We start from the raw sequence: 11104 nt of genomic DNA on the forward strand, positions 1-11104 counted from the left end.
ATCACTGACCATAAAGTGTCAATGATGTCCCCGCACGTCTGTCAACCATGTCCCCGGTCTATACACAGCCGGCAAAGAGAAGTAGGTGCCGCCCCGCACAGGGGCAACGCTAATAGACCACTAACAAAACAAGGAAAGGCCAACACCCTAAGAACACTGACAACAAGCGCCGAGTAGGCAAAAAACCTCAAACAAGAGCCCCTTCAACAGCGCGAACGCGCTCAGCATGCACGGCATCCTTAATCCCCGCAGGCGAGTCAACGAGCCGCTTAGCCACAGCACCAGCATCCACCCCCCGCGCAGCAACAAGCGCAATCCGCAGCCGCTCAGCCTGCGGATACTCCCGCATCTCAAACCCAAGCCGCCCACGCGCATCCGCCTCACAAGCCTGCAAGGCTTCAGCAAACCGCGCCGGTTTCCGAATCGCATCGCTGCGCTCGAGCAGCCTCACCAACGCGGCCGCCCCCATCTCCATCACGCGATGAATATTCCCATGCTCCCGCGCGACCAGCAGCGCCAGATCGCGGCATTCATTCGGCACCCGCAGCCGCTCACATAAAGGCTTCAGCAAATCCACGCTGCGCCCCTCATGCCCGATATGCCGCGGCAATACGTCGTCCGGCGTCGTCGCCTTGCCCAGATCATGCGTGAGCGCTGCGAACCGAACCGGCAACGCGTAACCCTGTTGCGCGGCATGGTCGACCACCATCATCACGTGCACGCCCGTATCCACTTCGGGATGATAGTCAGCCCGCTGCGGCACGCCGAACAACGCTTCGATCTCCGGCAGAATCCGCGCCAGCGCGCCGCATTCCCGCAGCACCTCGAACATGCGGGACGGCTTCTTCTCCATCAACCCGCGCGACACCTCCTGCCACACGCGCTCGGCGACCAGTGCATCGACCTCACCGTCGGCCACCATCTTGCGCATCAGCGCCATCGTCTCCGGCGCCACCGTGAAATCGACGAAGCGCGCCGCGAACCGCGCAATCCGCAAAATCCGCACGGGGTCTTCCAGGAACGCATCGCTGACATGGCGAAACAGCCGCGCCTGCAAATCGCCCCGGCCGTTGAACGGGTCGATCACCGGACCGGTCAGTTCGCCGTCCGGGCGCATTTCGCGCGCCATCGCGTTGATTGTCAGGTCGCGGCGAGCGAGATCCTCTTCGAGCGTGACATCCGGCGCGTAGAAGAACTGGAAGCCGTGATAGCCCGCGGCCGTCTTGCGCTCGGTGCGTGCAAGCGCGTATTCCTCGTGCGTCTGCGGATGCAGAAACACCGGAAAATCCTTGCCCACCGGACGATAGCCCTGCACCACCATCTGCTCGGGCGTCGCCCCAACCACCACGTAATCCCGGTCCTGCACGGGTACGCCCAGCAACTCGTCGCGGATCGCGCCGCCTACTGCGTAGATATTCATGGGCATACGTCTTGGTACGGAATGGCATGCGTTTCGCGCAGCGCGTCGTCGATCCACGCCTTCACCGCCGGCAACGCCGTCACGCGACGAACGTAAGCCGCGGCGGCTTCGGAGAGCGCCGGTTGCCACGTGTTGAAGCGCATCACGACGGGTGCGTACATCGCGTCGGCGATGCTGAACTCGCCGAACAGGAAAGGACCGCCGTAGGTATCGAGACACCGGCTCCAGATCGCGTCGATGCGTGCGATGTCGGCGAGCGCGCCCGGCGTTGCGTTCTTACCCGGAAACGACGCACGAATGTTCATCCACATGTTCGAGCGCAATTCGCCGAAACCCGAATGCATCTCGGCGCTGATGCTGCGTGCGTGGCTACGCGCCGCCGGGTTGCGCGGCCACAGCGCATGCTGCGGGAAGCGCTCAGCCAGCGTCTCGGCGATCGCCAGCGAATCCCAGGTAGCCGATCCATCTTCGCCGATCAGGCACGGCAGCTTGCCCGGACCCGTCGGCGCGTAAGCCAGAATCGTGGACTTCGTGCCGGATTCATACAGATGAATCAGCACCTCTTCAAACGGAATACCGAAATGTTTGACCAGCAGCCACGGACGCATCGACCATGACGAGTAGTTCTTGTCACCGATAAGCAGCTTCATGCCTGATATGAAAGGAAGAGATAAAAAGGTTTAACGCCCAAAGGTTCAACGCCCCGCGCTCGCGCGAAACGCGTCGAAGCGCGAACGCGTCGACGCGCCGGTCAGATACACGGGCGCGATCGTTTCAATGCTGGCGGGTTCGATGCCGAGTTCAGGCGCAAGCGGTCCGCTCAACACGTTGTCGACTTTCATCGAATCGAGATTGTCGCGCGAAATCACCGGTTCGCCCGGCGCCATTTCAAACGTCAACGCCTGCAAGCGCGCCAACGCCTCCGGCAGGCGAATGATTCGCGCATGCCTGCCGATCACGTCGCCGCAATACTTGACGAGGTCTTCGAGTGTATAGACGGTCGGCCCGCCGAGGTCGTAGGTATGGCCGCTGGCCGCGTCGAGATCGAGCACGTTGCAGATCGCTTTTGCCACGTCGCCGACGTACACCGGCTGGAATTTCGCGTCCGGCATCGCAAGCGGAATCACCGGGAACATCCGCTGCAGGAACGCGAACTTGTTGAGGAACTGGTCTTCAGGACCGAACACCACGGACGGACGGAAAATCGTCCACGCCAGATTCGCCGCGTGCACGGCCTTTTCGCCGTCACCCTTCGAGCGCGAATACATGCTCGGCCCATTCAAGTCGGCGCCGAGCGCGCTGATGTGAATCAACCGGTGCACGCCCTTGCCTTCGCAAGCCGCAACGATTTTGGTCGGCAATTCGACGTGCGTGCGCGCGAACTCCGGGCCATAAGGCGTGCCGCGTTTGCCATGCAGCGTGGCAACGAGGTTGATGACGCAATCGGCGCCTTCGACGAAACGCGCGAGCTGGACCGGATCGAACACGTCGGCTTCGATCACGTCGATGGGGAGCAACGTGAGATGGCGAGCGTTGTAGCGGCGCCGGGTGGCGATGCGCACGTCTTTGCCCATTTCAACGAGAGCGTTGACGAGATGGCTGCCGATAAAACCGGAACCGCCGATGATCGCAATGGCTTGATGTCGCATTTTCGACTCCCTAGTGGAAGCCGCGGCAACGGCTGGCGTGGCGCACCGCCGCATCAGAGTGATGCGGCGGCGGCACGGCGCTTACGGCGCGATATAACCCAGACGCGCCTTCAGCGATTGCGGACGGCCTTCGAACAATGCCGCGTAGTAGACCGTGTTAGACAACACATTCTTTACGTAATCGCGTGTTTCCTGGAACGGAATCGCCTCGGCAAAGATCGCGCCTTCAACCGGATGCTGCAACGATTGCCGCCAGTTGCTCGGACGGCCCGGGCCCGCGTTGTAACCCGCAGTAGCCAGCACGGCGGACCCGTCGAACTGATTGTAGATCATCGACAGGTAGTTCGTGCCGAGCAGGATGTTGGTGTTGATGTCGTTCATTTGCTCGCGCGAAATCGGGCCGAGGCCGATCTTCTTTGCCACCAGTTGCGCGGTGCCCGGCATCAATTGCATCAGACCGCTCGCGCCAACTTCCGAACGCGCGTTCATGATGAAGCGCGATTCCTGGCGAATCAGCCCGTACGCCCATTCGACGTCGAGCCCATTCGACTGCGCATCGCGCTCGACGATATCCTTGAACGGCGACAGATAACGCAGCGAGAAATCGTGCTCGCTCTTCGTGCGATCCGCCGTGTTGACAGTGCGGTCATACAACTGGATACGGCGCGCGTATTCGGCAACGGCGAGCAGTTGCCGGTCGCTCATATCGCGCAGCGGCCAGTTCCATTCGCGATTGCCTTCGAGGCGCAGATTCAGCGCATAGAAACGCTGCGCCAGATCGAAGCCCGGCGTGTTGCCGGCCTGTTGGATTTCGGCGTCGGTCACTGTGGTTTTCGGCGGCACGGTGATCTTTTGGCCAAGCTCTTCCGCAGCCAGTTGGCCGTAGAAGTTGAAGCCCTGCGAGATCGACTCGAATTCCTGGTTGGCCGTGGTCGTGTCGCCGGCTTGTTTGAGCGCGCGGGCGTGCCAGTAGACCCACGACGGCTGATTGCGCAGCGCCGCCGGCATCTGTTCGATCGACCAGCGCACCATCGTCCAGTCGCCGGCGAGCAGCGCGGTGCGGGTGCGCCATTCGTACGCCGGGTTCGACAGCGGCGCATTCACCGACAGGCGGTACCAGTCCACCGCGCTCGGCATCTGCTTGGCAGCGGCTTGATACGCAATCGTGCCCCAACCGATTGCGCGCTCGGGCGAACTCAACGACGGCGCCACCGAGGCGAATGTGGCCGCTGCCATGGCCGGATCGTTGCGCGCCATGCGCGTGATCGCCAGCAACGCGAGTTGGTGCGATTGCGTATCCGGACCGACACCGCGCGCCAGCAACAACGGCGGCGTACTCGTGGCCTGGCCGAACAGCACCGGATCGGGCGGCTGGTTGCTGAGCGCATCGACGAGCTTGCTGCCTGTGCTCGTGTAGTTCTGTTCGTACGCGAGGCGGATCTGTTGCCACACGTCGTCGGAACTGAATTGCTGGTTGACCGCAAGCGCGGTAACCAGATCGACGCAGCCGTCGCCGTACCACTTCGGATCGACCAGCAGCGCGCGCGCCGCGTCGGCGACGTTTTCACCCCGCGCGGCACGCGACTCGAGCGCGTAGCACTTAACCTGCGTATCGTCGTTCAGCACGAAACGCGCGTATTGCTGATCGAAGTTACGCCAGTCGTGACGCGCGCCGAGCACCGTCAGGTAGTCGTTGCGCATGCGGTCGGCGACGGCCTGGCCGTCGTACTTCTGCAGGAACGACAGCACCGGCGCATCCGGCGCGTCAATACGCGCATGGCCGCTGGAATCGAACAATTGCGGCTTGAGCTGGAAGTACTCCAGATACGAAGGTGCCGGATAGTTCGGGATCATGCTCGCCAGTTGCGCTGCGCGCCCCGCGTCATTGTTGCGGGCGGCTTCGCGAAGCTGGACGAAGGTCTGGTCGTCGTTCGTGAGTTGCGAAAGGGGAATGGGCTTGACGGCGGAGGCCGTGCTGCACGCGACGAGTGCCGCAGCGGCAAGCGCCAGACCAGCCGCGCGATATACTCGATAGAGGCGTTTTGACATCGTTGTTTCTGGAGCGCGAATTGAACCCAAGCATAGCATGCAACCCCGTCGCAGAATCGAAAAAGGCGCTGCGTCGAATGCTATTGGAAGCAAGGCTACAAGCGGCTTCCGAGCCGGCGCACAACGCCGCGCTCAACCGTCGCGTTCTCGATGCGTTGAAGCACTACGGCGTGAGCAGCGTGGGGTTCTATTGGCCGCTGGCGGGCGAATTCGACGCGCGCGCCGCGATTGCGATCTGGCTCGCGGCCGACTCGCAACGCGAGGCGGGTTTGCCGATCGTCAAGGAACGCGGCGTGCCGCTCGAATTTCACGCGTGGGCGCCGGATATGGCGATGAAGATCGGCCATCACAAGATCGCCGAGCCCACTTCGGGGCGCGTGGTGCTTCCCGATCTGCTGTTCGTGCCGTGCGTGGGCTTCGACGCCGACGGCTTCCGGCTCGGCTACGGCGGTGGCTACTACGATCGCACGCTGGCCGCATGGCCTGGGCCGAAGAAGCCGGTCACGGTCGGCATCGCCTATGAAGCGTGCCGCACGGACGCATTGCAGCGCGAGGCCCACGACATCCCGCTCGATCTGATCGTGACGGAAGCCGGTCTCTATCCACAGCCGGCAGATTAAGCGTTTGAAGAGCGCCGTGCGAGGCGCATCCCTCTCCCACCACCGAGGGCAAAGCCCGTTATAAAGACGCCGCCGCCCGCGAGGCCGTGTCGTACAGTCCGGACGCATTGCGCATCAGTTGCGCCGCCTCGCCAATCTGCTCGTTGGTCAGGCCGCTTTCCTTCAGCGTCGAAATCAGGCAGCTCTCGCGCACCTCGCGGTACTTCAGACAAAGCTCACGGCCTGCATCGGTCGCCGAGAAGAACACTTCCTTGCCGGTCTTTTCGCTTTTTACATACCCTCTAGCTACGAGCTTCTTCAACGCGTAAGTGGCGACGTGCGTGTCTTCGATGTTCAGCACAAAGCAGATGTCCGCCAGCTTCTTGCGCCGCTCGCGATGGCTGACGTGGTGCAGCAACGAGACTTCGATCGCGGTCATGTCCTTTTCGCCGGCCGCCGACATGCAGCGCACCATCCACCGGTTGAATGCGTTGCCCGCCATGATGAGTGCGTACTCCAGCTCGGACAGCTCCGCGCTTGTGTCAGACACGAGATGTTCCGAGGAAACGATCTTGGTGGGATGGCGCGACATGGTGAAAATTCTCGAGAAACAGGATGGGAAGGTGTCGGGAGTGTACGACGAGCAGCCCATTCTCGGGACCCTGGCGAAAACGCTTATTGAGAATTTGTTGAGATTTTATTGATAATGTACGCTTCAGACATCACGGACCCTATGCTGATAAATAGGCACAGGGTCCGATATGCTCGACATCTCCGACTCAACCTGGGCCGTTAAGCGATGAGCCAACCAAAAATCTTTCCGCTCGGCGATGCCGCGCTAGTCTGCGAGGCGCCGCCGCCTGCCACGCTGGACTGCCAGCGGCGCGTGTGGGCTGCCGCCGAGGCCGCGCGCGACTGGCCGCACGTGCTCGAGGTTGTGCCCGGTATGAACAATCTGACGCTCGTATTCGATTCGCTCGAAGCCGATCGCGAAGCGCTGGTGAGCCTTCTGCAAGCGGCCTGGAACGCGGCAAGCGACGTGCCCGCGGCCGGTCGTCAAGTCGACATTCCGGTGCAATACGGCGGCGAGTTCGGCCCCGACTTGCAAGCGGTCGCCAATCACAGCGGCCTGAGCGTGCGCGAGGTCGTGCAACGTCATGCGGACGGCGAGTACGTGGTGTTCTTCCTCGGTTTTCAGCCGGGCTTTGCCTATATGGGCGGGCTCGACACAGCGCTGCACACGCCGCGCCGTTCGTCGCCGCGGCTGGAAGTGCCGGCCGGTTCGGTCGGCATCGGCGGTGAACAGACCGGCATTTATCCGGCGACCTCTCCCGGCGGCTGGCAGTTGATCGGCCGCACCGAACTGCCGCTGTTCGATCCGTCTCGCCGTCCGCCCACGCTGTTGCAACCGGGCGACCGGGTGCGCTTTACCGTCGCGGGGATACACGCATGATCGATGTGATTCGCGCGGGTCTGCTGACCACGATTCAGGATCTCGGCCGTCACGGCTACCGGCATCTCGGCGTCGCGATGGGTGGCGCGCTCGACCGTCTGTCGCTTGAAGTCGGCAACCGGCTGGTCGGCAACCGGCCCGATGCGGCCGGCCTGGAAATTACCTTCGGCCCGACCGTGCTGCGCTTTCTGCGCGCCACACGCGTGGCCATCACCGGCACCGAATTCGGCGCGACGCTCGACGGCAAGCCGGTCTATTCATGGTGGAGCCTGCCGGTGCAGGCCGGCCAGGAGCTGGTTCTGCAAGCGGCCAAACGCGGCATGCGCGGCTATGTCTGCATCGCGGGCGGCATCGACGTGTTGCCGATGCTCGGTTCGCGCAGCACTGATCTCGCCGGCCATTTCGGCGGACTCGGCGGCCGGGCGTTGCGCGACGGCGACCGTCTGCCGGTCGGCGCGCCGCCGCAACGCGGCCACCTCGGCTTTACCCCCGAAGCGCCCGAGTTCGGCGTGAAGGCGCCCGCCTGGTGCAAGTTCGTGCTGGTTCACGAACCGCTGCGGCGCGGCCGGCATCCGTCCGGCGTGCCGTGGGCCGTGCCGATCCGCGTGCTGCAAGGCCCGGAATACGATAGCTTCACTGAAGAAGCGCACGAATCGTTCTGGTCCGATGAATGGCTGGTCACACCGAACAGCAACCGTATGGGCTACCGCCTCGCCGGTACGGAACTGAAGCGCACCCGGAAAAACGATCTGCTCTCGCACGCCGTGCTGCCCGGCACGATTCAGGTCCCGCCGAACGGCCAGCCGATCGTGCTGATGAGCGATGCGCAGACCACCGGCGGCTACCCGAAGATCGGCGCCGTGATCCAGGCCGATCTATGGAAGCTCGCGCAGGTTCGCCTGAACGCCGCCATCCGTTTCATCCCGACGACGCCCTATGAGGCACGCCAGGCTTTGCTGGAAGAGCGCACGTATTTGCGGCAGATCGACGCCGCGATTGCCATGCACGAAGAACGTTGCGCGCGCCAGCAGGCGGTCGCAACGCTGTAACACTATGTAGGGGAACACCATGGAAATCGATTTGAACGCCGACCTCGGCGAAGGCTGCGGTTCCGACGAGGCGCTGCTCGACCTCGTCAGCTCGGCCAACATCGCGTGCGGCTGGCACGCGGGCGGCCCTAACGCCATGCGCGACTGCGTGCGCTGGGCGGTGCAAAAAGGCGTGTCGATCGGCGCGCATCCGAGCTTTAACGATCCTGAGAATTTCGGCCGCAAGGAAATGGATCTGCCGGCCAACGATATCTACGCAGGCGTGCTGTATCAGCTCGGCGCCCTGTCGGCGATCGCGCAGGCCGAAGGCGGGCGCATCGCGCACGTGAAGCCACACGGAGCGTTATACAACCAGGCCGCGCGCGACGCGAAGATCGCCGATGCGATCGTCTCGGCGGTTCACGATTTCGACCCGTCGGTGGCGGTGTTCGCGCTCGCCAACAGCGGACTCGTGACGGCTGCCCGGGCAGCCGGCCTGACTGCCGTCGAAGAAGTATTCGCCGACCGCGGCTATCGCGCCGACGGCTCGCTCGTGCCGCGCAAGGAACCGGGCGCGCTTCTCGACGACGAAGACGTGGTGCTGGAGCGCACGCTCGCCATGGTGCGCGAGCGCCGCGTGCAGGCCGTCGACGGACACTGGGTGCCGCTCAACGCCCAAACCATCTGCCTGCACGGCGACGGCCCGCACGCGCTGGCGTTCGCACGGCGCATCCGCAGCGCGCTAGAGGACGCGGGCATTGATGTTCACGCGGCCGGCGCCGCGAGCGTCTGACTCGCGCGTCGATCATTGCGAACCAGACAGCGCGATTCAACCGTTACCCAACCCCGAACGCCCCGCTCCGTGCGGGGCGTTTGTCAGGTGCAGGACGCATTGCAGTACCCGCGGTGGAACAGCAAATGAGCAGCAGATAAGCGGCAAACAATCAGCAAACAAGCAGCAGGTGCAGGTGCAGGTGTAGTCGAAGCAACGCGGCCATCAAGAGCCGTGGCAGCAAGACGGCGCGTGGATCATCAGGCGCCGGCCCACGTTAGCCGCCACAAGCGGCGAGGTTGAAACCCTGTTTGGAGATCCAGATGCAGACAACAGTCAGTCTATGGCCGCTCATTGGCGTGGCCGTCATCATCGTCGGCTTTTTATTACGGTTCAATCCGATGCTGATCGTGGCGGTTGCCGCGATCATCACCGGTCTGGCCGCGCACTTCCCGCCTGAAAAGATCCTCGCTGAAATCGGCACCGGCTTCATCAAGACCCGCAATATCCCGCTGATCATCCTGCTGCCGCTGGCCGTGATCGGCCTGCTGGAACGGCACGGCCTGCGAGAGCGCGCGCAAGCTTGGATCGGCGGCATCAAGGCCGCGACCGCGGGGCGCTTGCTGATCGTCTATCTGCTGGTGCGCGAGCTGACCGCCGCTGTCGGCCTGACCGGTCTCGGTGGCCATCCGCAGATGGTGCGTCCGCTGATCGCGCCGATGGCTGAAGGCGCGACTGAAACGCGCTTCGGCAAGATCAGCGACGCCGTGCGTTTCAAATTGCGCGCCTTCTCCGCGGCGACCGACAACGTCGGCCTGTTCTTCGGTGAAGACATCTTCGTCGCGTTCGGCGCAATCGTGCTGATGACGACCTTCCTGAAAGAAGCCGGCATCATCGTCGAGCCGATTCACGTGGCCGTCTGGGGCATTCCGACCGCGATCTGCGCGTTCATCATTCACGGCTTCCGCCTCTATCTGCTCGACCGCAGACTCGAACGCGAACTGCGCGGCAATGCCGCCGCGAACACCGCCTCCGTCGCGCCGACGCAATCCGCCGCAGGAGACAAAGCATGACCTTCACGATTACCTATCTGTTCTGGCTGCTCGGCGTCGTGCTGCTCGTGATCGGCGGCATGATCGTCACGGATAAAGAACACCCGCGCCGTTTCACCGCCGGCGGTTTCTGGATTCTTTACGCGCTGATCTTCCTGATCGGCGACAAGCTGCCGCCGTCGGTGGTCGGCGTGCTGGTGATCGTGATGGCGTTGGCCGCAGGATTCGGCGGCGTGACCGCAGCCAAGCCGAAGGTGCTGTCGCTCGAAGCGCGCAAGGCAAGCGCCGCGCGTCTGGGTAACAAGCTGTTTGTACCCGCGCTGACGATTCCCGTCGTCACCGTGATCATTACGCTGTCGGCCAGCCATCTGATCTTTGGCGGCATGCCGTTGTTCGAGAAGGCCAACGTCACGCTGATCGGTTTCGGCATCGGCTGCGTGATTGCACTTGCGATTGCCTGCGTGATGACACGCGATACCGTCGGCCAGTCGATGAAAGAGGCGCGCCGCCTGGTCGACGCATTGTCATGGGCCGCGGTGCTGCCGCAGATGCTCGGCATGCTCGGTCTCGTGTTCTCGGACGCCGGCGTCGGCAAGGCGGTCGCTCACGTGACCACGGCCTACATCAGCCTCGACTACCGCTTTATCGCGGTGGCCGTGTACTGCGTCGGCATGGCGCTCTTCACGATGGTGATGGGTAACGGCTTCGCCGCGTTCCCGGTGATGACAGGCGGCGTCGGTGTGCCGATCCTGGTCGGCGTGTTTCACGGCAACCCGGCGGTGATGGTCGCGATCGGCATGTTCTCGGGCTACTGCGGTACGCTGATGACGCCGATGGCCGCGAACTTCAACATGGTGCCGGCCGCGCTGCTGGAATTGCCGGATAAGAATGCGGTGATCAAGGTGCAGGTGCCCACCGCGCTGACCCTGCTGGTTGTGAACATCTTCCTGTTGAATTTCCTGATGTTCCTGTAGGGCCGTTTGCCGAACCGCGTGGCAGCCTTCGATATCTCATAGGACTTTCGCTGTGGTCGATGCATGCGCGTGAGTCCGCGGCAAATGGACGCCGCCGAATTCGGAGGC

General features: G+C 63.2%; 11 protein-coding genes. 6 read left to right on the forward strand and 5 right to left on the reverse strand.

Annotated features, from left to right (window positions below; translation table 11 throughout):
* Nucleotides 1-187: 187 nt before the first annotated feature.
* The 4 genes from FSO04_RS11460 to FSO04_RS11475 form a co-directional block, all read right to left on the reverse strand.
* Complete coding sequence (locus FSO04_RS11460) at nt 188-1420, reverse strand: multifunctional CCA addition/repair protein (protein WP_154559805.1); 1233 nt, start codon at nt 1418-1420, stop codon at nt 188-190.
* Nucleotides 1417-2070, reverse strand: a complete 654-nt coding sequence (locus FSO04_RS11465) for a glutathione S-transferase family protein (RefSeq protein WP_154559806.1) — start codon at nt 2068-2070, stop codon at nt 1417-1419. Before FSO04_RS11465 ends, FSO04_RS11460 begins: the two co-directional genes overlap by 4 nt.
* A gap of 45 nt (nt 2071-2115) precedes the next feature.
* On the reverse strand, nt 2116-3069 hold the full coding sequence (locus tag FSO04_RS11470) for a complex I NDUFA9 subunit family protein (RefSeq protein WP_154559807.1): 954 nt from the start codon (nt 3067-3069) through the stop codon (nt 2116-2118).
* 81 nt (nt 3070-3150) lie between these two features.
* The gene (locus FSO04_RS11475) at nt 3151-5118 is read right to left on the reverse strand and encodes a lytic transglycosylase domain-containing protein (RefSeq protein ID WP_154559808.1); all 1968 of its coding nucleotides are present in this window, start codon (nt 5116-5118) and stop codon (nt 3151-3153) included.
* 77 nt (nt 5119-5195) lie between these two features.
* On the opposite strand from FSO04_RS11475, the gene FSO04_RS11480 reads away from it, so the two are divergent.
* Nucleotides 5196-5738: a 5-formyltetrahydrofolate cyclo-ligase gene (locus FSO04_RS11480; RefSeq protein WP_233464816.1), complete on the forward strand. Its 543-nt coding sequence runs from the start codon at nt 5196-5198 to the stop codon at nt 5736-5738.
* A 58-nt stretch (nt 5739-5796) separates the two neighbouring features.
* Here FSO04_RS11480 and FSO04_RS11485 read toward each other — a convergent pair whose 3' ends face one another.
* Nucleotides 5797-6309, reverse strand: a complete 513-nt coding sequence (locus FSO04_RS11485; protein WP_115783482.1) for a winged helix DNA-binding protein — start codon at nt 6307-6309, stop codon at nt 5797-5799.
* A 207-nt stretch (nt 6310-6516) separates the two neighbouring features.
* Here FSO04_RS11485 and pxpB point away from each other — a divergent pair, with 207 nt between their 5' ends.
* From pxpB to FSO04_RS11510, 5 genes are all read left to right on the forward strand, one after another.
* A complete protein-coding gene (gene pxpB / locus FSO04_RS11490) occupies nt 6517-7170 on the forward strand; it encodes a 5-oxoprolinase subunit PxpB (protein WP_154559809.1) in 654 nt (217 codons plus the stop codon).
* Nucleotides 7167-8219 carry a 5-oxoprolinase subunit C family protein gene (locus FSO04_RS11495; RefSeq protein WP_154559810.1) on the forward strand — a complete coding sequence of 351 codons (1053 nt, stop codon included), beginning with the start codon at nt 7167-7169 and terminating at the stop codon, nt 8217-8219. The genes pxpB and FSO04_RS11495 overlap by 4 nt, the downstream gene beginning before the upstream one ends.
* Before the next feature lie 19 nt (nt 8220-8238).
* Complete coding sequence (pxpA, locus tag FSO04_RS11500; RefSeq protein ID WP_154559811.1) at nt 8239-8991, forward strand: 5-oxoprolinase subunit PxpA; 753 nt, start codon at nt 8239-8241, stop codon at nt 8989-8991.
* A 302-nt stretch (nt 8992-9293) separates the two neighbouring features.
* Nucleotides 9294-10043, forward strand: coding sequence for a DUF969 domain-containing protein (locus FSO04_RS11505; RefSeq protein WP_154559812.1), 750 nt, complete (start codon nt 9294-9296; stop codon nt 10041-10043).
* The gene (locus tag FSO04_RS11510) at nt 10040-10996 is read left to right on the forward strand and encodes a DUF979 domain-containing protein (protein ID WP_154559813.1); all 957 of its coding nucleotides are present in this window, start codon (nt 10040-10042) and stop codon (nt 10994-10996) included. Before FSO04_RS11505 ends, FSO04_RS11510 begins: the two co-directional genes overlap by 4 nt.
* Nucleotides 10997-11104: the final 108 nt, after the last annotated feature.

Source organism: Paraburkholderia madseniana (genome assembly GCF_009690905.1).
GTDB lineage: Bacteria > Pseudomonadota > Gammaproteobacteria > Burkholderiales > Burkholderiaceae > Paraburkholderia > Paraburkholderia madseniana.

Excerpts from the sequence above, each read along its gene's own strand:
- FSO04_RS11460 (WP_154559805.1), bottom strand. The coding sequence starts at position 1,420 with ATGAATATCTACGCAGTAGGCGGCGCGATCCGCGACGAGTTGCTGGGC.
- FSO04_RS11465 (WP_154559806.1), bottom strand. The coding sequence starts at position 2,070 with ATGAAGCTGCTTATCGGTGACAAGAACTACTCGTCATGGTCGATGCGT.
- FSO04_RS11470 (WP_154559807.1), bottom strand. The coding sequence starts at position 3,069 with ATGCGACATCAAGCCATTGCGATCATCGGCGGTTCCGGTTTTATCGGC.
- FSO04_RS11475 (WP_154559808.1), bottom strand. The coding sequence starts at position 5,118 with ATGTCAAAACGCCTCTATCGAGTATATCGCGCGGCTGGTCTGGCGCTT.
- FSO04_RS11480 (WP_233464816.1), top strand. The coding sequence starts at position 5,196 with ATGCTATTGGAAGCAAGGCTACAAGCGGCTTCCGAGCCGGCGCACAAC.
- FSO04_RS11485 (WP_115783482.1), bottom strand. The coding sequence starts at position 6,309 with ATGTCGCGCCATCCCACCAAGATCGTTTCCTCGGAACATCTCGTGTCT.
- pxpB (WP_154559809.1), top strand. The coding sequence starts at position 6,517 with ATGAGCCAACCAAAAATCTTTCCGCTCGGCGATGCCGCGCTAGTCTGC.
- FSO04_RS11495 (WP_154559810.1), top strand. The coding sequence starts at position 7,167 with ATGATCGATGTGATTCGCGCGGGTCTGCTGACCACGATTCAGGATCTC.
- pxpA (WP_154559811.1), top strand. The coding sequence starts at position 8,239 with ATGGAAATCGATTTGAACGCCGACCTCGGCGAAGGCTGCGGTTCCGAC.
- FSO04_RS11505 (WP_154559812.1), top strand. The coding sequence starts at position 9,294 with ATGCAGACAACAGTCAGTCTATGGCCGCTCATTGGCGTGGCCGTCATC.
- FSO04_RS11510 (WP_154559813.1), top strand. The coding sequence starts at position 10,040 with ATGACCTTCACGATTACCTATCTGTTCTGGCTGCTCGGCGTCGTGCTG.